General features: G+C 74.6%; 24 protein-coding genes and 1 pseudogene. 3 read left to right on the top strand and 22 right to left on the bottom strand.

Features of this window, described 5'->3' with window-relative positions:
• Positions 1-89: 89 nt before the first annotated feature.
• A complete protein-coding gene (tsf, locus tag LQ327_RS27550; RefSeq protein ID WP_230739011.1) occupies positions 90-905 on the bottom strand; it encodes a translation elongation factor Ts in 816 nt (271 codons plus the stop codon).
• 89 nt (positions 906-994) lie between these two features.
• Positions 995-2,005, bottom strand: coding sequence for a 30S ribosomal protein S2 (gene rpsB / locus LQ327_RS27545; RefSeq protein ID WP_230739010.1), 1,011 nt, complete (start codon positions 2,003-2,005; stop codon positions 995-997).
• Between the two features lie 415 nt (positions 2,006-2,420).
• On the opposite strand from rpsB, the gene LQ327_RS27540 reads away from it, so the two are divergent.
• On the top strand, positions 2,421-3,020 hold the full coding sequence (locus LQ327_RS27540; RefSeq protein WP_230739009.1) for a M23 family metallopeptidase: 600 nt from the start codon (positions 2,421-2,423) through the stop codon (positions 3,018-3,020).
• Between the two features lie 3 nt (positions 3,021-3,023).
• Here LQ327_RS27540 and LQ327_RS27535 read toward each other — a convergent pair whose 3' ends face one another.
• The 11 genes from LQ327_RS27535 to trmD form a co-directional block, all read right to left on the bottom strand.
• Positions 3,024-3,398 (bottom strand): glyoxalase superfamily protein, encoded by a 375-nt coding sequence (locus LQ327_RS27535; RefSeq protein ID WP_230739008.1) that lies wholly within the window; start codon positions 3,396-3,398, stop codon positions 3,024-3,026.
• Between the two features lie 3 nt (positions 3,399-3,401).
• On the bottom strand, positions 3,402-4,406 hold the full coding sequence (locus LQ327_RS27530; protein WP_230739007.1) for a FliA/WhiG family RNA polymerase sigma factor: 1,005 nt from the start codon (positions 4,404-4,406) through the stop codon (positions 3,402-3,404).
• Positions 4,381-5,382 (bottom strand): tyrosine-type recombinase/integrase, encoded by a 1,002-nt coding sequence (locus LQ327_RS27525; protein ID WP_230739006.1) that lies wholly within the window; start codon positions 5,380-5,382, stop codon positions 4,381-4,383. The genes LQ327_RS27530 and LQ327_RS27525 overlap by 26 nt, the downstream gene beginning before the upstream one ends.
• 311 nt (positions 5,383-5,693) lie before the next feature.
• Positions 5,694-6,884: a DNA-processing protein DprA gene (dprA, locus tag LQ327_RS27520; RefSeq protein ID WP_230739005.1), complete on the bottom strand. Its 1,191-nt coding sequence runs from the start codon at positions 6,882-6,884 to the stop codon at positions 5,694-5,696.
• Positions 6,881-8,398 (bottom strand): YifB family Mg chelatase-like AAA ATPase, encoded by a 1,518-nt coding sequence (locus LQ327_RS27515; RefSeq protein ID WP_230739004.1) that lies wholly within the window; start codon positions 8,396-8,398, stop codon positions 6,881-6,883. Before LQ327_RS27515 ends, dprA begins: the two co-directional genes overlap by 4 nt.
• Positions 8,398-8,832 carry a YraN family protein gene (locus LQ327_RS27510; protein WP_372460762.1) on the bottom strand — a complete coding sequence of 145 codons (435 nt, stop codon included), beginning with the start codon at positions 8,830-8,832 and terminating at the stop codon, positions 8,398-8,400. Before LQ327_RS27510 ends, LQ327_RS27515 begins: the two co-directional genes overlap by 1 nt.
• Before the next feature lie 182 nt (positions 8,833-9,014).
• Positions 9,015-9,335, bottom strand: coding sequence for a DUF2469 domain-containing protein (locus LQ327_RS27505; protein ID WP_169183366.1), 321 nt, complete (start codon positions 9,333-9,335; stop codon positions 9,015-9,017).
• A complete protein-coding gene (locus LQ327_RS27500) occupies positions 9,332-10,126 on the bottom strand; it encodes a ribonuclease HII (RefSeq protein WP_230739003.1) in 795 nt (264 codons plus the stop codon). The genes LQ327_RS27505 and LQ327_RS27500 overlap by 4 nt, the downstream gene beginning before the upstream one ends.
• 92 nt (positions 10,127-10,218) lie before the next feature.
• Positions 10,219-12,393, bottom strand: a complete 2,175-nt coding sequence (gene lepB, locus LQ327_RS35040) for a signal peptidase I (protein WP_230739002.1) — start codon at positions 12,391-12,393, stop codon at positions 10,219-10,221.
• Positions 12,394-12,457: 64 nt separating this feature from the next.
• The gene (gene rplS, locus LQ327_RS27490; RefSeq protein WP_230739001.1) at positions 12,458-12,817 is read right to left on the bottom strand and encodes a 50S ribosomal protein L19; all 360 of its coding nucleotides are present in this window, start codon (positions 12,815-12,817) and stop codon (positions 12,458-12,460) included.
• 230 nt (positions 12,818-13,047) lie between these two features.
• Complete coding sequence (trmD, locus tag LQ327_RS27485; protein ID WP_230739000.1) at positions 13,048-13,821, bottom strand: tRNA (guanosine(37)-N1)-methyltransferase TrmD; 774 nt, start codon at positions 13,819-13,821, stop codon at positions 13,048-13,050.
• Positions 13,822-13,859: 38 nt separating this feature from the next.
• Between trmD and LQ327_RS27480 the strand changes: the two genes are divergently transcribed.
• Entirely contained in the window at positions 13,860-14,606 is a 747-nt protein-coding gene (locus tag LQ327_RS27480; protein ID WP_230738999.1) for an MgtC/SapB family protein, read from the top strand.
• Positions 14,607-14,609: 3 nt separating this feature from the next.
• Here LQ327_RS27480 and rimM read toward each other — a convergent pair whose 3' ends face one another.
• The 5 genes and pseudogenes from rimM to LQ327_RS27455 all read right to left on the bottom strand — a co-directional run bounded on the left by rimM (position 14,610) and on the right by LQ327_RS27455 (position 17,756).
• Positions 14,610-15,140, bottom strand: coding sequence for a ribosome maturation factor RimM (rimM, locus tag LQ327_RS27475; protein ID WP_230738998.1), 531 nt, complete (start codon positions 15,138-15,140; stop codon positions 14,610-14,612).
• 27 nt (positions 15,141-15,167) lie between these two features.
• Positions 15,168-15,407: an RNA-binding protein gene (locus tag LQ327_RS27470; protein ID WP_230738997.1), complete on the bottom strand. Its 240-nt coding sequence runs from the start codon at positions 15,405-15,407 to the stop codon at positions 15,168-15,170.
• 22 nt (positions 15,408-15,429) lie between these two features.
• Positions 15,430-15,774, bottom strand: a pseudogene (gene rpsP / locus LQ327_RS27465) (30S ribosomal protein S16); the annotation flags it as partial.
• A 153-nt stretch (positions 15,775-15,927) separates the two neighbouring features.
• Positions 15,928-16,671, bottom strand: coding sequence for a LamB/YcsF family protein (locus LQ327_RS27460; protein ID WP_230738995.1), 744 nt, complete (start codon positions 16,669-16,671; stop codon positions 15,928-15,930).
• Positions 16,668-17,756: an amidohydrolase family protein gene (locus LQ327_RS27455; protein WP_230738994.1), complete on the bottom strand. Its 1,089-nt coding sequence runs from the start codon at positions 17,754-17,756 to the stop codon at positions 16,668-16,670. Before LQ327_RS27455 ends, LQ327_RS27460 begins: the two co-directional genes overlap by 4 nt.
• A gap of 29 nt (positions 17,757-17,785) precedes the next feature.
• On the opposite strand from LQ327_RS27455, the gene LQ327_RS27450 reads away from it, so the two are divergent.
• A complete protein-coding gene (locus LQ327_RS27450; RefSeq protein ID WP_230738993.1) occupies positions 17,786-18,214 on the top strand; it encodes an MmcQ/YjbR family DNA-binding protein in 429 nt (142 codons plus the stop codon).
• Between the two features lie 63 nt (positions 18,215-18,277).
• On the opposite strand, the gene ffh is transcribed toward LQ327_RS27450, so the two are convergent.
• From ffh to LQ327_RS27430, 4 genes are all read right to left on the bottom strand, one after another.
• The gene (gene ffh, locus LQ327_RS27445; protein ID WP_230738992.1) at positions 18,278-19,906 is read right to left on the bottom strand and encodes a signal recognition particle protein; all 1,629 of its coding nucleotides are present in this window, start codon (positions 19,904-19,906) and stop codon (positions 18,278-18,280) included.
• Positions 19,907-20,089: 183 nt separating this feature from the next.
• Positions 20,090-22,636 (bottom strand): [protein-PII] uridylyltransferase, encoded by a 2,547-nt coding sequence (locus tag LQ327_RS27440; protein ID WP_230738991.1) that lies wholly within the window; start codon positions 22,634-22,636, stop codon positions 20,090-20,092.
• A 143-nt stretch (positions 22,637-22,779) separates the two neighbouring features.
• Complete coding sequence (locus LQ327_RS27435) at positions 22,780-23,118, bottom strand: P-II family nitrogen regulator (RefSeq protein WP_230738990.1); 339 nt, start codon at positions 23,116-23,118, stop codon at positions 22,780-22,782.
• A 3-nt stretch (positions 23,119-23,121) separates the two neighbouring features.
• Positions 23,122-24,477 (bottom strand): ammonium transporter, encoded by a 1,356-nt coding sequence (locus LQ327_RS27430; protein WP_308286388.1) that lies wholly within the window; start codon positions 24,475-24,477, stop codon positions 23,122-23,124.
• Positions 24,478-24,710 lie beyond the last annotated feature (233 nt).

Raw genomic sequence — 24,710 nt, 5'->3', positions numbered from 1 at the left:
CGACGGCTCCCCTCGTCCGCTGGGTGCTGCAGGTGACCGCCGTCCCGGGCCCGCGGTCGGCTGACCGCGGGCCGGGACGGCGGAACCGCTCAGGCCTGGCCGACCTCGAACCGGGCGAAGGTGCGGAGCTCCACGCCCGCGTCCTTCAGCACGGCGCCGACCGACTTCTTGTCGACGGCCACCGAGTCCTGCTCGAGCAGCACGGTGTCCTTGTAGTAGCCGTTGATCCGACCATCGACGATCTTCTCGATGATCTTCTCCGGCTTGCCCTCCTCGCGCGCGGTGGCCTCGGCGACGCGGCGCTCGCCCTCGAGCACGTCCGCCGGCACCTCCTCGCGCGTGGTGTAGAGCGGGCGCGCGGCCGCGACCTGCATCGCGGCGCCGCGGGCGGCCTCCTCGTCGGACCCGGTGTAGGCCACGACGACGCCGATCGCCGGCGGCAGATCCGAGGAGCGACGGTGCAGGTAGGTCGTCGTCGGGCCGTCGAGGGTCACGACGCGGCGCAGCTCGAGCTTCTCGCCGATGCGCGCCGAGAGGGCCTGCACGGCGTCCTCGACGGTCTGGTCCCCGAGCTTCTCGCCCTTGAGCGCCTCGAGGTCGCTGGTCTTCGCGGAGATCGCGGCACCGAGGATGTCCTCGGCGAGCGCCACGAAGTCCGGGTTCTTCGCGACGAAGTCGGTCTCGGAGTTCAGCTCGATCATCGAGCCGTCGCGGGCGGCCACGACGCCGTTGGCCGTGGCGCGGCCGGCGCGCTTGCCGACGTCCTTGGCGCCCTTGATGCGCAGCGCCTCGATGGCCTTGTCGAAGTCGCCCTCGTTCTCCTCGAGCGCCTTCTTGCAGTCCATCATCCCGGAGCCGGTGGCCTCGCGGAGCTTCTTCACGTCGGCGGCGGTGTAGTTCGCCATCGCGGTGTCTTCCCGTTCCTCGGTGTCGGTGGGTGCCGGTCCGGCGGCCGCCCGCGATCGCAGGCGGCCGCCGGGCCCGGCCTCAGGTGTCAGCTCTGGGGCGCCGCGCCGTTCGCCGAGCCCGCGTCGGGGGCCGCGGCGACGGCGTTGTCGTCACCCTCGGACGCGGAGTCGACGGTGCCGCGGGTCCGCTCCGGGCGGGCCTCCTCGCCCGTCGGCTGGACCTCGTCGCTGGTCGCGGCGGCCTCGGCCTCGGCGGCCGGGCTCGCCACCGGGGCGTCGCCGCCCGCGTCGGCGACCGAGTTCGACGGCAGCGTCTCGGGCGCCGAGGCGCCGTCCCCGCCGACCGGCGCGAAGTCGGCCTCGGCCTGCGCGTCGGCGGCCGGGTCCTCCTCGTTGCCGCTGTGGCGCTGGCCGCGGGTCTGCAGACCGTCGGCGCAGGCCTCGGCGACGACCTTGGTCAGCAGCGCCGCCGAGCGGATCGCGTCGTCGTTGCCCGGGATCGGGTAGTCGACCTCGTCCGGGTCGCAGTTCGTGTCGAGGATCGCGACGACCGGGATGTTCAGCTTGCGGGCCTCGCCGACGGCGATGTGCTCCTTCTTGGTGTCCACGATCCAGACCGCGCTCGGGACGCGGGCCATGTCGCGGATACCGCCGAGGGTCTTCTCGAGCTTCTCGTGCTCACGGGTGAGCATGAGGATCTCCTTCTTGGTGCGACCCTCGAAGCCCCCGGTCTGCTCCATCGCCTCGAGCTCCTTGAGGCGGGTCAGCCGCTTGTGCACGGTCTGGAAGTTCGTCAGCATGCCGCCCAGCCAGCGCTGGTTCACGAAGGGCATCCCCACGCGAGTGGCCTGCTCGTCGATCGCTTCCTGGGCCTGCTTCTTCGTGCCGACGAAGAGGATCGTGCCGCCGTGGGCGACCGTCTGCTTCACGAAGTCGTAGGCGCGGTCCACGTAGGACAGCGTCTGCTGCAGGTCGATGATGTAGATGCCGTTGCGCTCGGTGAAGATGAAGCGACGCATCTTGGGGTTCCAGCGCCGGGTCTGGTGTCCGAAGTGGACACCGGAATCCAGCAGCTGTCGCATGGTGACGACGGCCATGGTGGTCGTACTACCTCTGTCTCTCGGCCGGCCCGCGGACGGACCTGCGTGCGGTTGTCGCGCCGGACCGGTCGGACCGGCGCCCTGGTGTCCCGTTCGCGACCGATCCCGGGCCCCTGTCAGGACTCCGGACCGCTCGACCGCGAGAGGTGGCGCGCACGAGGCAGCGGGGCTGCTGTGCGGGCTGGTCGGGGCACGCGAAGTCGACCCACACCAGGTGGGCCGCTGACGGTCAGTGTACGCGGGCGCCCCGACGGCCTCCGACCGGCACGGACCTCACGAATCCGCAGGCCGCTGCGGCCGTCGAGGGGCACTCCACGCAGCCCCAGCCCGCCCCGGCGCTGCCCCACGTGCCCCTGATCAAGCCACCGCCAATTCGACGGAGCCGTGCGGCCGCCGCGCGCGTCCCATCCCCGTGAGACCCCGCTCCCGACCCCGCCTCGCCCTCGTCGTCCTGCTGGGCGCGCTGCTGTTCGCACCGCCGACGACCGCCGTCGCGTCGCCGCCCGACCCGATGCCCGACCCGCCGGTGCCGAGCATCGCGGTCGGGTCCTTCGGCTGGCCGCTCGGCGGGCTCGACGGCGGCGGTCCGCCGACCGACGGTGCCCCGGGCAGCGCCGCGAAGCGCTTCCTCCCGCCGCCGAACCCCTACGGCCGCGGGCACCGCGGCGTGGACCTGGTCGCCGCGCGCGGCACCCCGGTCCTCGCGGCGGGCCCCGGCGTCGTCGCCCAGGCCGGGATGCTGGCCGGGCGGGGCGTCGTCTCGGTCGTTCACCCGGGCGGGCTGCGGACCACCTACGAACCCGTGACGGCGGCCGTCGTCATCGGGAGCCCGGTCGCGCGCGGCACCGTCGTCGGGACCCTCGACGCCGGGCACGCCGGCTGCCCCGCGGCGGCCTGCCTGCACTGGGGCCTGCGGTGGCGCGCCGAGGCGGGCGCCCGGCGGGAGCAGTACCTCGACCCGCTGCTGCTGGTCGGGCTCGGCCGGACGCGCCTCTGGCCGGTCCGGGGGTAGGGCTCAGGCGCGTTTGTCCAGGACGATCCGGTTGCCGAACGGGTCCAGGAGAACCAGCGACACCCCGTCGTCGGAACCCGGGCTCGAGCACAGTCCCGGATTCAGGAACGGGTAGTCCTTCGCGGCCAGCTCGGCGTGCAGCTCGCGCACCCCGGTGGCGGCGACCCACACGCCGACACCGGGCGATCCGTCGCCGTGGTGCTCGGACAGGTGCAGCACGAGCTCACCCCGCGAGACCTGGGTGTAGGTCGGCCCGTCCTCGCCGGTGCGGTGCGTCCAGTCGACGGTGCACCCGAGGTAGCCGACGTAGAACTCGTGCGCCCGCGTCCGGTCGAAGATCCGCAGGATGGGGACCACCCGGCCGGCCGCGAACGCCACCGATCAGTCCTCGTGCGCCTCGGCCAACCGCGCCCGCAGCCGCAGCACGGCCCGCGTGTGGAGCTGGCAGACCCGCGACTCGGTGACCCCGAGGACCTTGCCGATCTCGGCGAGCGTCAGGTTCTCGAAGTAGTACAGACCGACGATGGTCCGGTCGCGTTCCGCCAGTCCCTGGACCGCCTCGGCCAGCTGACGACGGGTCTCGCGCGACTCCATCGCCGTGACCGGGTCCTCGGCGGACGCGTCGGGCAGCGAGTCCGCGAGCGACGGTGCGGCCCCGGTTCCCGGGCCCGCGGCCTGCGAGCGACCCGCGGACACCAGCTCGTCGAGCGCGGCGACGCTGGTCATGGCGATCTGCCCGTAGGTCGATCGCAGGTCCGCGGTCTCCATGCCGAGCTCGCCGGCGAGCTCGCCGTCGCTGCAGGAACGCTGCTCGCGGGTCTCGAGGCGCTCGATGGCGCGCTCGATCTCCCGGGCGCGGGAGCGCACCGAGCGCGGCACCCAGTCCTGGGAGCGCAGCTCGTCGAGGATGGCGCCGCGGATGCGCTGCATCGCGTAGACCTCGAACTTGCGGCCGCGGTCCGGCTCGAAGCGCTCGATGGCGTCGACGAGGCCGAAGATCCCGCACTGGACGAGGTCGGCGACGTCGACGTGCGACGGGAGTCCGGTGCCGACGCGGCCGGCGACGTACTTGACCAGCGGCGCGTAGTGCAGCACCAGGCGGTCGCGGACGGTCCTGTCATGCGGCGCGTCGGCGTAGTCGGCCCACATCTCGGCGATGCCGGCCTCGACGATCGCCTCCTCGTCGGCGACCGAGCCGTCGGCCTCGGTGACCGGGCGGATCGTCGTGGGGCGGGCGCGCACGGCGGTGCCGCGGCCGGGCCGCGGGGCGGTGAACACGGGGTCGACGCCCGGGAGCGCCGGCAGCGGGCTGACGACCGCCGCCGACGTGGCCGTGGCACGGCCCGCCGGGCGCGGCGGCTCAGGCGCGGGGATGGGCGGAGTCATGAACGGCCCTCAAGCGGTCGGCGGTCACGTGGGTGTAGAGCTGGGTCGTCGCCGGTGAGGCGTGTCCCAGCAATTCCTGGACGCTTCTCAGGTCCGCTCCCCCTTCGAGCAGATGGGTGGCCGCGGAGTGGCGCAACCCGTGCGGTGCGATGTCCGGTGCGCCCGGGACCGACTGCGCCGCGTCGTGGACGACGGTGCGGGCGATCCGCGGGTCGAGGCGCCCACCGCGGGCGCCGAGCAGCAGCGCGGGCGGAGAGCCCGCGACGGCGAGGTGGGGGCGCCCGTCGGCGCGCCAGGCGTCCAGCGCGGCCGCGGCGGGCCCGCCGTAGACGACGGTGCGCTCCTTGGCCCCCTTGCCGAGCACCCGCAGGGTCCGCCTGCCGTCGTCGACGTCGTCCACGTCCAGCCCGCAGAGCTCCGAGACGCGGATGCCGGTGGCGTAGAGCAGCTCGAGCAGCAGGTGGTCCCGCAGCGCGACCGGGTCGTGCTCGGCGGCCCCGGCCGCGGCGTTGTCGAGCGCGGCGGCGGCCTGGTCGGTGCGCAGCACGGCCGGGAGCCTGCGGTGGGCCCGGGGCGAGGCGAGGCGGGCGCCGGGGTCGGTGGCGGCGCGTCCGGTGCGCGAGGCCCACGCGGTGAACGCGCGGGCCGCGGCGGCGCGGCGGGCGACGGTGGTCCGCTGCGCGGGGCGGCGGCCCGCCGAGCCGCCGCGCGCGGGGGTCCCGGCCGTCCCGGTCTGGACGGCGCCCGCGGCGAGCCACGACCGCAGGGCCGCCAGGTCGAGATCGGCGAGCGTGACCTCCCGGCCGTCCGCGTCGGCGCTGCGCCGGGCGGTCGGCCGCCCGGCGAGGTGGCGCAGGGCCGCGGTGACGTCCCCGGTGTACCCGCGCACGGTGTGCTCCGAGAGCCCGCGCTCGAGACGCAGGTGCTCGGCGAAGTCCTCGACGGCCCGCGCGAGGCCGCTCGGGAGGTCACCCACAGGCGGGGTGTCGACGTCCCTGTCGACAACGCCGCGAGCTGCGAGGATCTCCGATTTCGTCGCTCTGTGTGACCGCTCCGACCGTCCCTTCCCGGACGGGTCGGGCCCGTCACCGAGGCTCCCCGCGCTCGGCCCGGAGGCCTGTGCGTCGAAGCCCTGAGAGGGGAATCTGCCGGTCATCGCGGATGAGACTCCCGGGCTGGGCCGGGGCCGTCAAGCACCGCCGCGCACTCGTCGGTGACCGTACGGCGCCGTCGGGCAACGGTCGCGGTCGTCGCGCTCCGCAACCGCTCGTCGCAGGCCTCCGGGCGTCAGCCGGACCGGCACCACCCCCGCTCGCCGTCCAGGATCACGAGGCCCGCCGCGGCGAGCTCGTCGAGCGCGGCGGGCACCGTGCTGGGGTCGACGCCGGACTCCCGGGCGAGCGCGATGACCGTGGCCGTCGCGAACCCCCGCAGCGCGCCGTGGACGCGCACGGCGGGCGTCGAGAGGCCGTCGAGGGGCCCGCTCGGGCGGACGGGGCTCGTGTCGGAGTCCCGCACGGGGCCGACGTCCGCCAGCACGTCGTCGACCGACCCGACCAGCGTCACTCCGGGCTGGCGGGCGAGGTGGTGGCTGCCGACCGACAGCGCCGACGTGACCGGTCCCGGCACCGCCATGACCGGACGCCCCAGCTCGAGTGCGGCGGAGGCCGTCCGGGTGGCCCCGCTGCGGGCGCCGGCCTCCACGACGAGGGTGCCGCTGGCCAGGGCGGCGATGAGGCGGTTCCGGACGAGGAACCGGTGTCGGGCGGGCACCGCCCCCACGGGGTACTCGCTGACCACCAGGCCCTGCGCCGCGATGGTCTCGAGCAGGCGGGCGTGCGCGGCCGGGTAGGCCCGCTCGACGCCGCAGGCCAGGACCGCGACGGTGCGCCCGTCCACGGCCAGAGCGCCCCGGTGGGCCGCGCCGTCGATCCCGAACGCGGCGCCCGACACCACCGTCAACCCCTCGTCCGCGAGCGAGGCCGACCACTCGCGCGCCACCCACCGCCCGTACCCGGTGGCCGCCCGCGAGCCGACGACCGCGACGCTGCGGTGCCCGGCGTCACCGACCGTGGCGAGCGAGCCCGGTCCGCGCACCCAGAGCCCCAGGGGCGTCACCCAGTCGGTGCTCGCGTCGAGGCCCGGGTGATCGAAGCCCGCCATCGCCGCGACGGGCCAGTCGGCGTCCTCGGGCACGACGAGACGGCCTCCGAGCGCGCGCACGCCGTCCAGGTCGGCGTCGACCCGGTCCACATCGCGCCGCGCGTTGACCTCGGCGCCGACGTGACGGCCCAGGTCGGCACCCCCGCGGATGCGCTCGGCGGCCTCGACCGGGCCGAGCAGGGCCACGAGGTGCGCCAACCGCGGCGCCGGGGGCTCCGCGAGGCGCATCAGGTAGGCACGGGCGCGCAGCACCTCCTCCGGGACAGCGACGCCGTCGTCATCGGTGCGCGTTCCCGGCTCGGCCTCGGCGCTCATACCGCCGACCCCTCGTGCTTGAGCTCGAGGGCGGCGTGCACGTCGGCGGCGTCGGGGCGCTCGCCCCCGCGGAGATCGCACAGCGTCCATGCCACGCGCAAGCACCGATCGAGTCCTCTCGCCGTGAGGAGCCCGCTGCGCAGCTTCCGGTCGAGATCCATGGCCGCGTCGCGCGGGATCGGTACGTGGCGGCGCAGGGCCGGACCGGGCACCTCGGCGTTGCTGAGCCAGCCCGACGCCCGCCACCGCTCGCGGGCACGCTCCCGCGCCGCGAGCACCCGGCCGCGCACGGTGGCGGTGTCCTCGGGTGTCTCGTCGGGCCCGCGATCCAGCGAGCCCACCGCCTCGAACACGACCCGCAGGTCGACCCGGTCGAGCATCGGCCCGGACAGCCGGCCCGCGTAGCGCCGCAGCTGGTTCGGACCGCACTGGCAGTCGGCCGGGCGCGGCGGCGCGCAGGGGCACGGGTTCGCCGCCATGACCAGTTGGAAGCGCGCCGGGTAGCGCACGACCCCGTCCTTGCGGGCCAGCCGCACCTCGCCCTCCTCGAGCGGGGTGCGCAGGCAGTCCAGCAGGTGCGGACCGAACTCGAAGACCTCGTCGAGGAACAGCACGCCGCGGTGCGCCATCGAGACCGCGCCCGGCCGCGCCAGGCCCGACCCGCCGCCGACCAGCGCCGCCGCGGACACCCCGTGGTGCGGGGCGACGAACGGCGGCGTGATCGGCAGTTCCTCGTCGGGCGGCAGCGCTCCGGCCAGCGAGCGCACCGCGGCGACCTCCATCGCCTCCTCGACGACGAGGTCCGGCAGCAGGCCCGTCAGCCGGCGGGCCAGCATCGTCTTGCCGGAGCCGGGCGGGCCGACGAACAGCAGATGGTGCCCGCCGGCGGCGGCCACCTCGATCGCGCGGCGGGCGGGCTCCTGGCCGACCACGTCCGCGAGGTCGTCGATCGGGGGCCGCGACCGCGAGCGCGGCCGGGTCTCCGGCCCGGGAAGGTCTCCCTCCCGGCGCAGCCAGGCCAGCACCTCGCACAGGTGCGAGGCCCCGAACAGCTCGACCCCGTCCACCAGGCCCGCCTCGTCGAGGGCGTTCGCGGGCACGACGACCCGCTTCACCCCGGCGCGGCGCGCCGCCATGACGCACGGCAGCACCCCGCGGACGTCCCGGATGCGGCCGTCGAGGGCGAGCTCGCCCAAGAGCACCACGCCCTCGAGGGCGTCGGCGGCGAGCCGGTCGTCCGCCGCGAGCACGCCGCAGGCCAGCGCGAGGTCGTAGCTCGACCCCTGTTTGGGCAGCGTCGCGGGCGAGAGCGCCAGCGTGATCTTGCGGTTCGGCCAGATCTGCCCGGAGTTGACGACCGCGGCGCGGACCCGGTCGCGGGCCTCGGCGAGCGCCGCGTCGGGCAGCCCCACCAGGGACAGCCCCGGGAGCCCGATCCCGACGTCCGCCTCGATCTCCACGAGGTCGCCCTCGACGCCGTGCAGACCGATCGACCACGAGCGCGCGAGGCCCATCAGAAGGCCCCCTCGTAGTGCTCGATCTCCGGGGTCCGGCCGGGCACCAGCAGGACCGCGACCACGTCGAAGCGCACCTCGACCCAGCGCGCCCGCGACTCCGCGAGCCACTGCTGGGCGAGCCGGCGGATCCGGGCGGCCTTCGCGCGCGTCACCGCTTCCACCGGCAGGCCGTAGCCCACCCCGGAGCGGGTCTTCACCTCGCAGACGACCAGGCTGCGCCCGTCGGTCGCCACGACGTCCAGCTCGCCCTCGCGCCGCCGCCAGTTGCGCGCCAGCACCACCAGCCCCCGGGCGACCAGGTGCTCGACCGCGACCTGCTCACCGGTCCGCCCGAGCTCGTCGGACGCCCTGGGCGCCCGGTGCACCGCCGCCTCGCCCCCGGCGCCGCCCGAGCCACCCGAGCCGCTGCTGCCCACCTCGCCGACTCCCACCGCCGCCTCCCACCGCGTCGGAGAGGGCGGCCGGGCCGCCCCCTGCGGAGATCACGGTGGCCGGGGGCGGGCGGCGACGGACAGCGTCGTCGGGCGAGCTGTGGACAACCCGGGGGTCAGGTACGGACTGTGGACGGAGCGCTACGCCGCCTGACGCGGCGGCCGCGGCCGACGGCGGCGGGTCAGCCGCCGAACGGACCGTCCTCGAGACGGAGCTCGGGCTTGTCGAGCTCCTCGACGTTGACGTCCTTGAACGTCACGACGCGGACGTTCTTGACGAACCGCGCGGGCCGGTACATGTCCCAGACCCACGCGTCGGACATCCGCACCTCGAAGTACACCTCGCCATCGGCGTTGCGCACCGCCACGTCGACCGTGTTCGCCAGGTAGAACCGGCGCTCGGTCTCGACGACGTAGGAGAACTGGCTCACGATGTCGCGGTACTCGCGGTAGAGCGACAGCTCCATGTCGGTCTCGTACTTCTCGAGATCTTCCGCGCTCATGGTTCCTCTCCCCCCTCCGCCTCGGCGTCCGTCATGCCCTCGATGACGTCGACCTCGTCGGACGCGAACTCCGTGAGCTCGTCGTCCACGACGTCATCATTGTGGCCCACCGCCCCGTCCGGCGAGTCTGCCGCCCGACCGGCGGCGAGGCGAGCCGCTCCGGCGACGTTCACGAAGCTGTAGCGATGATCGGCGCTCGGGCCGTGCTCGGCGAGCGCTGCGACGTGCGTCGGGGTCGAGTAGCCCTTGTGGAGGTCGAACCCGTACTCCGGCCGGCGCTCGTGCAGCTCGGTCATCAGCCGGTCCCGGGTGGTCTTGGCGAGGATCGACGCCGCTGCCACGCACGCGGCCGCCAGGTCGCCCTTGGGCACCGCGAGGCTGGGCACCCCGAAGCCGTGGACCGCGAAGCCGTCGGTGAGCACGTAGCCCGGCCGGACCCCGAGGCGGGCCACCGCCCGGCGCATGCCGTCGATGTTCGCGGCGTGCACGCCGCGGCGGTCGACCTCCGCGGGGTCGACCAGCACCACGCAGTGGTCGACGGCGCGGCGCAGCACCACCTTCGCGAGCCGCTCGCGCTCCTCGGCGCTGAGCAGCTTCGAGTCGGTGAGGCCCTCGAAGCGGGCGGCGTCGTTCGGCCGCAGGATGCACGCCGCGACGGCGAGCGGCCCCGCACAGGCCCCGCGGCCGGCCTCGTCGACACCGACGACGGGTCCGAGGCCGTGCCGCTCGAGCGCCGATTGCAGCGCCCACGACTCGCTGGAGCGCCGGATGATCGCCCGCGGCGGCTGCACCCCGGTCCGGGGCGGCAGCGGGCGGGCGCGGCGGCGCGGACGTCCTCCGGTCCGGGCACGTCCGTCGCCTCCGGGGCGGGATCGTGCGGACGTCACTCCCGGTCGGCCTCCGCCACCTCGGGGGCGTCACCGTCGGCGTCCGGCGGCCCGGCTTCGTCCGGCGGCCCGGCTTCGACCGGCGGCCCGGCTTCGACCGGCAGCCCGGCTTCGACCGGCAGTCCGTCATCGACAGCCTGCCCGACCTCGTCCTCCCCGGGCCGCGGCGGCGCCGCCGTCGAGGTCTGGGAGCCCGTCGCACGACGCAGCCGTCGCCCGACCCCCACGACGGGGACGGCCAGCAGCGCACCGGCCGCGGCCCCGGCGGTCCCGGTCCCGAGGGGCGTGGACGTGGCGCCCAGCGCCGTCGTCGTGGTCTGCGGATCGATCGCGGGCACGGTGCGCCAGCGGCTGATCGGCAGCACCACGACCCGGACCTTGCCGATGACGTCGCTGACCGGCACCGGGCCGTGGAACCGGGCGTCCGCCGAGTTGTTGCGGTTGTCGCCCATCACCCAGAGCTGGCCGTCCGGCACCCGCACCGGGTCGAACGTGGCCTGCTTGTTGCCGAGCCCCGGCTGGTAGTACAGGTAGGGCTCGTTGATCGGCCTGCCGTTGACCAGCACGTGGTTCTGGGTGTCGCAGCACGCGACCGTCTGGCCGCCGGTGGCGATGACGCGCTTGACGAAGTCCTTCTCGTTCGGCGCCGCCAGGCCGACCAGCGACAACGCGTCCTGGAATCCGCGGATCAACGCGTTGCTCGACGGCTGCTCGTCGCCGACCTCGTCGTTGTCGAGCCACGCCTGCGGGCCCTTGAACACGACGACGTCGCCGGGCGAGGGGTCGCTGAAGCGGTAGGTGACCTTGTCGACGGCGACGCGGTCGTTCGCGCAGCCGTCGCAGCCGTGCAGCGTCTGCTCCATCGACGCCGACGGGATCACGTAGATGCGGGCGATGAACGTCTGGATGACGAAGGTCAGGACGATCGCGACGACGACGAGCAGCGGCAGCTCGCGCCAGAACGAGCCCTTGCGCTTCTTCTTCCCGCCCGGGGAATCGTCGTCGGCGTCCTTGCCGCCGGAGCGACGACCGGGCCCCGAGGCGTCGTCACCGCGACCGGGTCCGGCGGCGGCGCCGCCGCCGCGGCGGTGACGGTGGCCGCTCGCGCCGAGGGCGGTGGTGCTCGCGTCCTCGGCGCCGTCGCCCGACGACCGGCCGGGCCGCGCCCCCGCGGACTCCTCGCGCTTCTTGACCGGCGGCGGGATGCCGCCCGAGAGCAGCGGCGCATCGGCCGGAGCCGGCTGCTCCGGGACGGGCGGTTGCACCGCCGTCGACGACGGACGGCCACCCGAGGCGGCCGGCTGGACGGCCGTGGACCCGGGGCCGGTCGCGCCGCCGTGGCCCGCGGCGGGGTACTGGCCGCTGCCGCTCGCCGGACCGTTGCCGGAGCCCGGCGCGCCGGCCCACGCGCCCTGGCCGTTCTGACCGGTCGGCCCCTGGGTCGGTGTCGCCGACGTCGGCGAGGACGGCCCGCGGCCGTACCCGGCCGGGCCGCCCTGCGGCGGGGCCTGGCCGTACGACGGCGGCTGCCCGTACGGCGGCGAGGGCGGCGCCTGGCCGTAGGGCGACGAGGGCGACGACGGCTGCTGGCCGTACGACGACGGGCCCTGGCCGTAGGACGGCGCCTGCTCGTGCGACGGCGAGGAGGGCGGCTGGCCGTAGGGCGGTGACGAGGGCGGCTGGCCGTACGACGACGGCGCCTGCTCGTAGGGCGGCGAGGACGGGGCCTGCCCGAACGAGGGCGACGACGGCGACTGCCCCGGGCCGTGGCCGTTCGGTGCGCCGTAGGACGACGGGCGGGCCGGGTCCGCGCCGCGGCCGTGCTCCCCGCTGCCGAACCGGGACGCCGACGGGTCACGCCCGGCGTCGTCGGTACCGAACCGCGGGGCAGGCGCGCCGGTCGCGTGCGGCAGCGCGGTCGGCGGCGGCCACGGCGCCGGGGCCGCGGGCTCGCCGTGCCGCGAGCGACCCGACGGCGCGTCGTCCGGGGCTCCGTGCCGGGGGCCGGCGTCGTCGGGCGTCCCGTGCCTGCCTCCCGACGCGCGCCCGCCGCTCACGTCCCCGTAGGGATCGTCGGCCGGGTCGGCCGCGCCGGGCCCGCCCCACCGCGAGTCGGGCTCCCCGTGACGGGGCGAGCGGTAGCGGCGACCGGGCTCGTCGGAAGGTGGCACGAGATCAGGCTAGGAGACGGCGTCGGGAGTCAGCACAGGGAGACCGCACCGGGGCACCACCCGCTCAGGAAGCGGGGGTGGTCTCGCGCTTCTCGCGGATCTTCGCGGCCTTGCCGCGGAGGTCACGGAGGTAGTAGAGCTTCGCGCGACGGACGTCACCGCGGGTGACGACCTCGATGTGGTCGATGTTCGGCGAGTGCACCGGGAAGGTGCGCTCCACTCCGACGCCGAAGGAGACCTTACGGACGGTGAAGGTTTCCCGGAGGCCACCGCCGTGGCGACGGATCACGACGCCCTGGAAGACCTGTACACGGGAGCGTGAACCCTCGATGACCTTGACGTGCACCTTGACGGTGTCACCCGGACGGAAGTCCGGGATGTCGGAGCGCAGCGACTGCGCGTCGAGCTCGTCCAGGGCGTTCATGGCTCGTCGTCCTCGCGTCTCACGGGTCGGCCCGGCACGCACCGTCGGGGACGACGGCGGCCGTGCGACCGGATGGGTTCGTACCGTGTTGCTCGCGACGGTCCCGCCGGATGCGGCCGGATTCGCGTCACGCGGACGGACCCGGAAGCCGATATCCCGGCCCGTGGCAACTCCCCCAGTCTGCCAGACCGCTCCGCCGCCCCCGGTGGGCGGGGGCCGGACCCGTCGCCTCAGCCCGGGACCTCGTAGCCCGCCGCGGCCAGGACCTCCCGGTCGTGCCGGTCGAACACCGCGGCCCCGTGGGCGGCGAGCAGCCCGTCGAGGAGGTCGGGGCGGACGGCGGCGGTGCGCTCCAGCGAGCGGTCGCGCCGCCAGCGGGCCACCGCCCCGTGGTCGCCGCCGCGCAGCACCCCGGGGACGTCGAGGTCGCGCCAGGACTCCGGGCGGGTGAAGGCGGGGGCCTCGAGCAGGCCGTCCGAGAAGGAGTCGAGCTCCGCGGACTCCGGGTTGCCGAGCACGCCCGGGACCAGCCGGGACACCGCCTCCACGGCGACCAGGGCCGCGACCTCGCCGCCGGCGAGCACGTAGTCGCCGAGCGAGAACTCCTCGACGCGGCCGTGGCGGGCGGCGTCGGCGGTGACCCGCGCGTCGATCCCCTCGTAGCGCCCGCAGGCGAGCACGAGCCGCGGCTCCCCCGCCCACGCGGCGGCGCGGGCCTGGGTGAGCGGCGCCCCGGCGGGGGTCGGGACCAGCAGCAGGCCGGGCTCGTCGGGCGACTCGGCCCGGACGGCGTCCAGCGCCTCGCCCCAGACGGTCGGCACCATGACCATGCCCGGACCACCGCCGTAGGGCGAGTCGTCGACCGCCTTGTGCACCCCGGTGGCCCAGGCGCGCAGGTCGTGCACGTGCAGGTCGATCAGCCCGGCCCGCCGTGCCCGCCCGACGAGGGCCTCGTCGAGCGGTCCGAGGTAACCAGGGAAGATCGTGACGACGTCGATGCGCACGCCGGGATCCTGCCGGGTGCCCCGCGGAGAGGATGCGAATGGGCGGGACGTTCCCGGTGCTGTGGGCATCGGACCTCGGCGTGCAGTGGCTCGTGATCCTCGACCTGTTGCTCGCCCTCGTGCTGTGCACCGTCATCGGGATCGAGCGCGAGCTCGCGGCCAAGAGCGCCGGGCTGCGCACCCACGCCCTGGTCGGGGTCGGGTCCGCCGCGTTCATGCTCGTCTCGAAGTACGGCTTCGGTGACCTGCTCGCGCTCGAGCACGTCGCGCTCGACCCCTCGCGCATCGCGGCGCAGATCGTGTCCGGCATCGGCTTCATCGGCGGCGGGCTGATCTTCGTCCGCCGCGACGCCGTCCGGGGACTCACGACGGCGGCGACGGTGTGGGTGGCGGCGGCGGTCGGCACGGCCTGCGGCGCGGGCCTGCCCCTGCTCGCGGTCGCCGGGACGGCCGTCCACTACCTGATCACCCGCGGGTACCGACCACTGGCGCGGACGCTCTCCCGGCAGTCCAGCGCGCCGCGGCCGATCCACGTGACCTACAACGACGGTCACGGGGTGCTGCGCTCGGTCCTCACCCTCTGCACCGAGCGGGGCTTCGCCGTCGCCGGGATGACGGTGGACCGCGAGGACCCGGCCGACGGCGACAACGGCATGCCGAGCACGGCCTCGGTCACCCTCTCGCTCCTGGGCCGCATCCCGATCCACCCGTTGACCGGCGAGCTCGCCGAGATCCCGGGCGTGCGGGGCGTCCGCATCCCCGAGGAGGAGGAGCCGGCCGACTGACGCTCAGGCGGGGTCGAAGAGCCCCTCGGGCGGGTCGAGCACGACCCGCCCGCCGGCCACGTCCACCGTCGGGACGATCGCCCGCACGAACGGGACCAGCAGCTCGCCACCGTCGGGACCCGCGAGGACGAGGAGCTCGGCGCCCGCCCCGTGCTGGACGGCGGTGACGGTCCCGACCAGCGTCCCGTCCGCCAGCTCGGCGCGCAGGCCCTCGAGCTGGTGGTCGTGGAACTCGTCCGGGTCGTCGATGTCCGCGTCCGTGGCCGCCGCCGACAGGACCGCGCGGCGCATCGCCTCGGCGGTGTCGCGGTCGGCGACCTCGTCCGCGGTGACCAGGAGGCGTTCGCCGTGCCGGCGGGCGGCGGTGATCGTCAGCGCGCGCGGGCCGGGCCCCCCGGAGACCTGCAGCACGACGCCGGGCGCGAAGCGCTCCTCGGTGTTGTCGGTGCTGGGCTCGACGACGAGCTCACCGCGCAGACCGTGAGCCTTGACGACCCGCCCGACGATCCGGAGATCGCCGGACGGGTCAGCCATGGGCCGCGGTGACAGTGGTGCTCATGCTCAGCGGTCGGTGTCGACCACGTCGACGCGCACCCCGCGACCGCCGACCCCGCTGATCACGGTGCGCAGGGCGGTCGCCGTCCGTCCGCTGCGCCCGATGACCTTGCCCAGGTCGTCCGGGTGCACGCGGACCTCGAGGGTCCGGCCTCGACGGTTGGTCACGAGGTCGACGGAGACCTCGTCGGGGTGCGAGACGATGCCGCGCACCAGGTGCTCGAGGGCCTCGGCGAGGTCACTCACCGCCGACTCACTCGGCCGCGTTGTTGCTGACCTTGGCCAGCTCCTCGTTGAAGCGGGCCTGCTTGTCGACCTTCTCCGGTTGCGCCTGGAGCTTGCCCTCGGCGCCGGGGAGGCCCTTGAACTTCTGCCAGTCGCCGGTGACCTTGAGCAGGCCGGCCACGGGCTCGGTCGGAAGGGCACCCACGCCGAGCCAGTACTGCGCGCGCTCCGAGTTGATCTTGATCTCGCTCGGCTGGCTCTTCGGGTGGTACTCGCCGATCGTCTCGATGACGCGCCCGTCACGACGGTTGCGGGCATCGGCGATGACCACGCGGTAGTGGGGCTCGCGGATCTTGCCCATGCGGGCGAGCTTGATCTTGACGGCCACGGGTCCGGTGTACTCCTCGTTCGCGGTACTGCTGAGTGCTCGGCGTCCCCGGCCGACGTGGGGTCACCATCGGCCGTGCACCGCAGGTCTGAGGTCCCGGCCCGGAGAGAGGGTGGCCGTGACGCAACTCCCCGATTGTGCCAGACGCTCCCCTCACGCCGGGGCGGCGGGCTCCGCGTCCAGCGCCTCGCGCACCGCCCGGGCGTTCGCCACCGCCTCCGGGGTGTCCCCGTGCAGGCACAGCGAGTCGGCCCGCACCGCCAGCTCGGTCCCGTCGACCGCGACGATCACCCCGTCGCGGGCCAGCCGGACGGCCCGTTCGACGACGGCGGCGGTGTCCGGCAGGAGCGCCCCCGGCTCACGACGCGGCACCAGGGTGCCCTCGGGCGTGTAGCCGCGGTCGGCGAAGGCCTCGGCGATCGTCGTCAGCCCGGCCCCGGCCGCGAGCGCCAGGAGGCGTCCGCCCGGCAGTCCCATGACGGGCAGGTCGCCCGCCGCCCGCGCCGCGTCGACGACGGCGGCCGCCTGCTCCTCGTGGTGCACGACGGTGTTGTAGAGCCCGCCGTGCGGCTTGACGTACTCGACGCCCACCCCCGCCGCGGAGGCCATCGCCCGGAGGGCACCGATCTGGTAGAGGATCTCCGCGGCGAGCGTCTCGCGGTCGACGTCGAGGAAGCGCCGCCCGAACCCGGCGAGGTCCCGGTAGGAGACCTGGGCGCCGATGCGGACCCCGCGCTCCGCCGCGCGCGCACACACCCGGCGCATCGTCGGCGCGTCGCCCGCGTGGAACCCGCACGCGACGTTGGCCGAGGTCACGACGTCGAGCAGGGCGTCGTCGTCGGTCAGCGACCACTGCCCGAAGCCCTCGGCGAGGTCGGCGTTGAGATCCAGTGTCACGGCGCCAGCACCCGTCCGTGCCGCAGCACCGCCACCGGGCGGCGCAGGACGCCCAGGTCGGCGTACGGGTCCGAGGGCAGGACGAGGACGTCGGCCGGCGCACCCGCCTCGATCCGCGGCCGCCCGAGCCAGGTCCGCGCGGCCACCGTTGCGGCGGCCAGTGCCCCGTCGCGGCCGAGGCCCACGTCGGCCAGCGCCTCGACCTCGTCCACGATCCGCCCGTGGACGATGCCGCCGCCCGCGTCGGTCCCCGCGTACACCGTCACGCCCGCCTCGATCGCCGCGCGGATCGTCGCCGAGGCCCGCGCGTACAGCTCGCGCATGTGCGTGCCGTAGCGGGGGAACTTCTCCCCGGCCGCGTCGGCGAACTCCGGGAAGTTCTCCACGTTGATCAGCGTCGGGACCAGCGCCGTGCCCCGGGCGGCCATCATCGCGATCGTCTCGTCGGTCAGCCCGGTGCCGTGCTCGATGCAGTCGATGCCCGCCCCGATCAGCCCGGGCAGGGCGTGCTCGCCGAACACGTGCGCGGTGACCCGGGCGCCGTGGGCGTGGGCGGCGTCCATCGCGTCGCGCAGGACGTCGTCGGGCCAGAGCGGGGCGAGGTCGCCCTCGTCGCGGTCGATCCAGTCGCCGACGAGCTTGACCCACGGGTTGTGCCACGCCTGCTCGGCGACCAGACCCGGCAGGTCGGCGGGGTCCTCGGCGTCGATCGGCAGACCGCGGATGTAGCGCTTCGGCCGCGCGAGGTGCCGCCCGGCCCGGACGATCTCGGGCATCTCCGGGTCGTCGTCGAGCGGCCGGGTGTCGACGGGCGAGCCGCAGTCGCGGATCAGCAGCGCTCCCGCGGCCGCGTCGATGTGTCCCTGCGCCCGGGCCTCCTCCAGCTCGACGGGGCCGTCGGGGCCGATCCCGACGTGGCAGTGGGCGTCGACCAGGCCGGGCAGGATCCACCCGGTGATCGTCTGTGCGTCGGCGATCGGGCCGTCGGTGAACCGCCCGTGCTCGTCGACCCAGAGGTCACGGGCGCCGTCCCCGGCCCGGGCCGTCTCGTCGAGCACCACGCCGTGCAGGTGGAGAGGGGTCACGGCGGGAGATCGTAGGAGAATCCCCCGCCATGGCGACCCGCCCCGCCCGGATCGACGACGTGCACGCCCTGGCCCGCGCGATGCCGCACGTCCGCGAGCTGACCGGGCCGAAGGGCAACACCGTCTACCAGGTGGGCGGGAAGTCGTTCGTCTTCTTCCGCACCCCGCAGCGCGACGCGTCCGACCCGGACACCGGCGAGCGGTACGACGACGTGATCATGCTGTGGGTCGAGTCCGACGAGGCGAAGGCCGCGCTGCTCGGCGACCCGGCGGCGCCGTACTTCACGACGCCCCGCTTCGACGGGCACCCGTCGGTGCTCGTCCGCGGCGGGCGGCTGGGCGAGATCGGCCTCGCCGAGCTCACCGAGCTGGTCCAGGACGCGTGGCTCGCCCAGGCCTCCCCGCGGCGGCGCGACGCCTGGCTGGCCGAGCACGCGGACGCCCCGGCCCCGGAATGAACGAACGGCTCGTTCGTCACCTTCATAGGTGACGAACGAGCCGTTCGTCCGGAACCGGTCGTCCTACTTCCGCTTCTTCTTGTTGCCCTTCTTGCCGCCGCCGGACCCGCGGCCGCCGTTACCGCCGCCGGAGTTGCCCGGGAAGGTCAGCGCGCCCGGGTCGAAGCCCTCGGGCAGCTGGTCGAGGCCCGCGAGCCCGGGCGGGAGCTGGTTGAGCCCGGGGGTCTCGTAGGACCCGACCGAGCGCTGCCCGCGGTTCGACGAGCTCTCCGACGCGATCCCGGCGATCGCCGGCATCGTCTTGCCGCCGCCACCGCGCTGGCTCTTGGCCCCGCCCTTGCGGGCGCTGCGGGCCGCCTTGCGACCACCGCCGCCCATGCCGGGCAGGCCGAACTGGCCCGCCATGTTCTTCATCATCTTGCGGGCCTCGAAGAACCGCTCCACGAGCTGGTTGACGTCGGTGACGCCCACGCCGGAGCCGTTCGCGATCCGCAGCCGGCGCGACCCGTTGATGATCTTCGGGTCCTCGCGCTCGGCGGGGGTCATGCCGCGGATGATCGCCTGCACCCGGTCGAGATGCTTCTCGTCGACGTTCGCGAGCTGGTCCTTCATGCCCGCCGCGCCCGGGAGCATGCCCAGGATGTTGGCGATCGGGCCCATCTTGCGGACCGACATCATCTGCTCGAGGAAGTCCTCGAGGGTGAAGTCGCCCTCGCCCATCTTCTTCGCGGCGGCCTCGGCCTGGCCCGCGTCGAAGGCCTGCTCGGCCTGCTCGATGAGCGAGAGGACGTCGCCCATCCCGAGGATGCGCGAGGCCATCCGGTCGGGGTGGAAGACGTCGAACTCGTCGAGGCCCTCGCCGTTGGAGGCGAAGAGGATCGGCTGGCCGGTGACCTCGCGGACCGAGAGCGCCGCACCGCCGCGGGCGTCGCCGTCGAGCTTGGTGAGCACCACGCCGTCGAACCCGACGCCGTCGCGGAAGGCCTCCGCGGTGTTCACCGCGTCCTGGCCGACCATGGCGTCGAGCACGAAGAGGATTTCGTCCGGCGTGACGGCGTCGCGGATGTCCGAGGCCTGCCGCATCAGGTCCTCGTCGACGCCGAGGCGGCCGGCGGTGTCGACGACGAGCACGTCGTACTGCCGGGACTTGGCGTCGGCGATCGCGCGGCGCGCCACGTCGACCGGGTCGCCAACGCCGTTGCCGGGCTCCGGCGCGAAGACCTCGACCTCGGCGCGCCCGCCGACGATCTGGAGCTGGTTGACCGCGTTCGGGCGCTGCAGGTCGCAGGCCGCGAGCATCGGGGTGTGGCCCTGGTTCTTGAGCCAGCGCGCGAGCTTGCCGGCCAGCGTCGTCTTACCGGAGCCCTGCAGACCGGCCAGCATGATGACCGTCGGCGGGTTCTTCGCGAACCGCAGCCGCCGGGTCTCGCCGCCGAGGATGCCGATGAGCTCCTCGTTGACGATCTTGACGACCTGCTGGGCCGGGTTCAGCGCCTCGGAGACCTCCGCGCCGCGGGCGCGGTCCTTGATCTGCTTGACGAACTGCCGGACGACGGGCAGGGCGACGTCGGCCTCGAGCAGCGCGATGCGGATCTCGCGGCAGGTCGCGTCGATGTCGGTCTCGGAGAGCCGGCCCTTGCCGCGCAGGTCGGACAGGGCCCCGGTGAGGCGTTCGGACAGGGTGTCGAACACGGCGGACGTTCTCCCCCAGACGGTGGGCGGGTCATCCCGGCGTCCCGGAGATGCCGGTGGTGCAGGGCCCGGGCACGCCACGGGCAAGCTCCCAGCCTAGCCGTGCGCGGTGCCGGCCCTCTCAGCCATCTCCCCCGTCGCTCCCGACATCCCCCGTCGCTCCGCTCGCCCCTGGCCTCACACTCAGCCCACGCGCGTACCCGACTCGTCGTCGGCGTCCCGGCCCGGAGCGGCGGCCGCCATCACCGCCGCCTCGATCGCCCGACGGCGGGTCGGGTCCAGCGGGACGGTGGTCCCGGTCCCGGGACCGTCGTGCGGCACCTCGACGCCCTCGCCGTCCGGGTCGGGTGACGCCTCCAGGCAGAACGCGTCGACGACCGACGAGCCGAGCGTCGACACCCGGGCCCACCGGACGTCGACCCCCTGGTTCTCGAGGGCCGCCGCGACCCGGTAGAGCAGTCCGATCCGGTCGGCGGTACGCAGCTCGAGCACGACGGCGCCGGTGGCCTCGTCGTCGAACCACAGCACCCGGCTGGCCGAGGACGCGGTCGAGATCCGGCTCGAGTAGTCGCGCTCCTTGGCCGCGAGCCGCGCCGGGAGGTCCAGCGAGCCCTGCAGCACGCGGACGAGGTCCTCGCGCAGCAGCGACGCCTCGGGCAGCCGGCCGAACCGCGGCGAGACGGTGAAGCTGTCGACCGCGACGCCGTCGTGCTCGACCAGGACTGCGGCGTGCACCTGCAGCGAGTGCAGCGCGAGCACCCCGGCCGCCCGGCTGAGCAGGCCGGGCCGGTCCGGCGCGGCCACCGTCATCGTCACCGTCGTCAGCTCCTCGCCCAGGTCGATCGACACCTCCGGGCGGCCGGAGCTCTGGACTGACTTGGCCAGCGCGAGCCGGTCGTCGGACAGCGGCTCCGGACCCGGGACGGGCTCCCCGGCCATGACCACGCGGCAGCGGCGCACCAGGTCGCCCATCAGCGTGGCGCGCCACGGCGTCCAGACCCCGGGGCCGGTGCCCAGCGCGTCGGCCTCGGCGAGGGCGTGGAGCAGCTCGAGCAGCACCGGGTCGCCGTCGAGGGTGTCGACGACCCGCTGCACCGTCGCCGGGTCCTCGGGGTCGCGGCGCTGCGCGGTGTGGGGCAGCAGCAGGTGGTGGCGGACCATCGCCGCGAGGGTGTCGACGTCGGAGGGCCACAGGCCGAGCCGGCGCCCGATGTGGCGGGCGAGCTCCGCGCCGACGACGGAGTGGTCCTCGTCGCGGCCCTTGCCGATGTCGTGGATCAGGGCGCCGAGCAGGAGCAGGTCGGGGCGGGACACGCGGGTGGTCAGCTCGCCGGCACGCCGGGTGACCTCGACGAGGTGGCGGTCGACGGTCCAGACGTGCTGCCGGTCGCGAGGCGGGAGGTCCCGGACCGCGCCCCACTCCGGGAAGAGGCGTCCCCACAGCCCGGTGCGGTCGAGCGCCTCGATCACGTCGACCATGCCCTCGCCCGCCCCGAGCAGGGCGAGCAGTTCGGTGCGCGCGGTCCGCGGCCACGGTTCGCGCAGCTCGGGGGCGGCGTCGGCGAGGCGGCGCAGGGTCCCGGCGGCGATCGGCAGGCCGGTGCGGGCGGCCACGGCGGCCAGGCGCAGCACGAGCGCGGGGTCGCGGCTGACCTGCGCCTCCCGCGCGAGCACGATCTCGCCCGCGTGCTCGACGACGCCCTCGTCGAGGCCCCGGCGGGCCGGGGTGCGGCGCAGCGCGGCGAGCCCCCGCTTCGGCAGGGCGGCCCGGGCGGAGCGCAGCGCGACGTCGGTGGCGTAGACGACGGTGCGGGCAGCGCCGGAGAGCGAGCGGGCGAGGTCGTAGCGGTCGGTGACGCCGAGGTCGGGGATCCCGGCGAGCTCGTGGGCGTCCTCGGCCTGCAGCACGTCGCGGGCGCGGCCCGCGCGACGGTGCAGCTCGGTGCGCAGGTCGAGCATCAGGCCACGGGCGGAGCGGACGTCGACGGCGGGCCGGTCGACGAGCTGGGCGGCGGCGAGGGCGTCGAGGAGCTGGACGTCGCGCAGCCCGCCGCGGCCGTTCTTGAGGTCGGGCTCGATGCGGTGGGCGACCTCGCCGGAGCGCTGCCAGCGGCTCTGGGTGGTCTCGACGAGCTCGTCGAACCGGCCGCGCATGCCCGCGCGCCAGGCCTGCCGGGCCGACGACGACAGGCGCGTGGCGAGCTCGGCGTCGCCGGCGATGAGACGGACCTCGAGCAGCCCCAGGGCCACCCGCAGGTCCTCGGTCGCGACGGCGACGGCCTCGCCGACGGTACGCACCGAGTGGTCCAGGCCGATCCCGGCGTCCCAGAGCGGGTACCAGAGGGAGTCGGCGATCCGGGCGATCTTGTCGGCGCCCTTCTGGCGGCCGGTGCCGTCGTGGACGAGCACCAGGTCGAGGTCGGACCAGGGAGCGAGCTCGCGGCGTCCGAGGGCTCCGACCGCGACCAGCGCGGTCCCGGTGCCCTCCCCGACGCCGACCGCGGCGGCGCGGGTGGCGAGCCAGAAGTCGTGCAGTTCGACCAGGGCCTCGCGCAGGGCGGCGGGGCCGAGCCTGCGGGCTCCCGGTGGTGGGGTGAGCAGCGCGGTGCGGGCGCGGACGAGGTCGACCGCCGCCCCCTCGTCGGACTCCCCCGAGACCTTCGGCACCGCTCCGACGTCCGTCGGGTCCGACCCGGACGTCCCCGGGGGTCCCGTCCCCGCAGCGACCATGCCCGTCCTCTCCGCGCTCGCCCTTCGGCAGGTTGGTGGGCGCGGGGAGTCCCCGCGCCGAAGGGCGCGCAGGCGGCCACGGCGCCGGGACCGGTCACGAGGACCGGTCCCGGCGCCGGGTCGCACCGGACGCGTCCCGCCAGCTACAGGGCGTCGGCCCCGCGCTCGCCGGTGCGCACGCGCACCACGGTCTCGATCGGGGTCACCCAGACCTTGCCGTCACCGATCTTGCCGGTGCGGGCGGTCTCGGCGATCGCGTCGAGCACCTTCTCCGCGGTCGGGTCGTCGGTGACGACCTCGATGCGGACCTTGGGCACGAAGTCCACGGAGTACTCGGCTCCGCGGTAGACCTCGGTGTGGCCCTTCTGCCGGCCGTAGCCCTGGACCTCACTGACGGTCATGCCCAGGACGCCGAGCTGTTCCAGCGCCCCCTTCACGTCCTCCAGCACGAACGGCTTGATGATCGCCGTCACCATCTTCACGGGTCAGCCCTCCTGACCGGCCGAGGCCGGAACTCGCGACGCTGCGCCGTCCAGGATGGACGACCCGGTGCCACCACCGCTGCGCAGACCGGAGTAGTCGTAGCTGGTCTCCGCGTGCTGCGACTCGTCGATACCCGCCGCCTCGTCCTCCTCGGTCACGCGGAAGCCGATCGTGTACTTGATCAGCAGGGCGATGATCGAGGTGACGACGAAGGAGTAGAGGAGCACGGCGAACGCGGCCACGGCCTGCTTGCCCAGCTGGTCGAACCCGCCGCCGTAGAAGAGCCCGTCGGCGCTCGAGGAGTTCAGCGAGGTGGTGCCGAAGAACCCGATGAGCAGGGTGCCGACCAGACCACCGACGAGGTGGACGGCCACCACGTCGAGCGAGTCGTCGAAGCCGAAGCGGAACTTGATCGACACGCAGAGCGCGCAGACCGCACCGGCGATGAAGCCGACCGCGAGGCCGCCGACCGGGTTGACGTACGCACAGGCCGGGGTGATCGCGACGAGGCCGGCGACAGCACCCGACGCGGCACCGAGCGTGGTCGGCTTGCCGTCACGGACCTGCTCGACCAGCAGCCAGCCGATGGTCGCCGCGGCGGTGGCCACGGTCGTCGTCGTGAAGGCGATCGCGGCGGTCGAGTTCGCGCCCAGCGCCGAGCCGGCGTTGAAGCCGTACCAGCCGAACCACAGCAGGCTGGCGCCGAGCAGGACGAACGGCAGCGAGTGCGGGCGGCCCGGGTCACGCGGCCAGCCGCGGCGCTTGCCGAGCACGATCGCCAGCGCCAGGCCCGCGGCACCGGCGTTGATGTGGACCGCGGTCCCGCCGGCGAAGTCGAGCGCCTTGAGCGAGTTGGCGATCCAGCCGCCCTTGTCGGAGGCGTAGCCGTCGAACGCGAACACCCAGTGCGCGACCGGGAAGTACACGATCGTCGACCAGAGCACGACGAAGATGCCCCAGCTCCAGAACTTGATGCGCTCGGGGACGGCGCCCGAGATCAGCGCCGGCGTGATGACGGCGAACATCAGCTGGAACATCACGAACGCGAGGATCGGGATGCCGTCACCGGTGCTCGCGCCGACGATCGCCTGGGAGCCGTTCGGGAACATGTTGCCCAGGCCCAGGTACTGGAAGCTGCCGACGAGGCCGCCGAACGCGTCGTTACCGAACGCGAGCGAGAAGCCGTAGAGGCACCACAGCACCCCGACGATCGCGAGGCACATGAAGTTCATCATGAGCATGTTCAGAACGCTCTTCGAGCGGACCATGCCGCCGTAGAAGAACGCGAGCCCTGGGGTCATGAGCATCACCAGCGCGGCGCTGGCGAGTACCCACGCGGTACTTCCGGCATTCAACACGGTCGTTCGTCCCTCCTGCAGTCACCGTCTCGGTGGCGATCACTGGGAGGGAAGGATGGTGAGAGTGTGTTTCGGGCGGTGTCGAGGAGTGTTTCTCGGCAGTTAACAGCCGCCCTGATGATGTATCCATCAGATTGCCGAACCGGACAAGCCGGGGTGGAGTGCTCCGCATCACTCACCGACCGCTCACGATCAGCGACATCGCGTTGAACTCGATCGCGTCGCGGGTCACC

The organism is Actinomycetospora endophytica (assembly GCF_021026375.1).
GTDB classification, from domain to species: Bacteria; Actinomycetota; Actinomycetes; order Mycobacteriales; family Pseudonocardiaceae; genus Actinomycetospora; species Actinomycetospora endophytica.
Note: the sequence above shows the minus strand (reverse complement) of the source record. Positions and strands in the feature narration are given on the sequence as shown.

What these genes read in the sequence shown, in the direction of transcription:
- LQ327_RS27515 (WP_230739004.1), bottom strand. Translation starts at nt 8,398, where the DNA reads ATGGGCCTCGCGCGCTCGTGGTCGATCGGTCTGCACGGCGTCGAGGGC.
- rplS (WP_230739001.1), bottom strand. Translation starts at nt 12,817, where the DNA reads ATGAACGCCCTGGACGAGCTCGACGCGCAGTCGCTGCGCTCCGACATC.
- dprA (WP_230739005.1), bottom strand. Translation starts at nt 6,884, where the DNA reads ATGAGCGCCGAGGCCGAGCCGGGAACGCGCACCGATGACGACGGCGTC.
- rpsB (WP_230739010.1), bottom strand. Translation starts at nt 2,005, where the DNA reads ATGGCCGTCGTCACCATGCGACAGCTGCTGGATTCCGGTGTCCACTTC.
- tsf (WP_230739011.1), bottom strand. Translation starts at nt 905, where the DNA reads ATGGCGAACTACACCGCCGCCGACGTGAAGAAGCTCCGCGAGGCCACC.
- LQ327_RS27480 (WP_230738999.1), top strand. Translation starts at nt 13,860, where the DNA reads ATGGGCGGGACGTTCCCGGTGCTGTGGGCATCGGACCTCGGCGTGCAG.
- LQ327_RS27530 (WP_230739007.1), bottom strand. Translation starts at nt 4,406, where the DNA reads ATGACTCCGCCCATCCCCGCGCCTGAGCCGCCGCGCCCGGCGGGCCGT.
- LQ327_RS27440 (WP_230738991.1), bottom strand. Translation starts at nt 22,636, where the DNA reads ATGGTCGCTGCGGGGACGGGACCCCCGGGGACGTCCGGGTCGGACCCG.
- LQ327_RS27505 (WP_169183366.1), bottom strand. Translation starts at nt 9,335, where the DNA reads ATGAGCGCGGAAGATCTCGAGAAGTACGAGACCGACATGGAGCTGTCG.
- rimM (WP_230738998.1), bottom strand. Translation starts at nt 15,140, where the DNA reads ATGGCTGACCCGTCCGGCGATCTCCGGATCGTCGGGCGGGTCGTCAAG.
- LQ327_RS27450 (WP_230738993.1), top strand. Translation starts at nt 17,786, where the DNA reads ATGGCGACCCGCCCCGCCCGGATCGACGACGTGCACGCCCTGGCCCGC.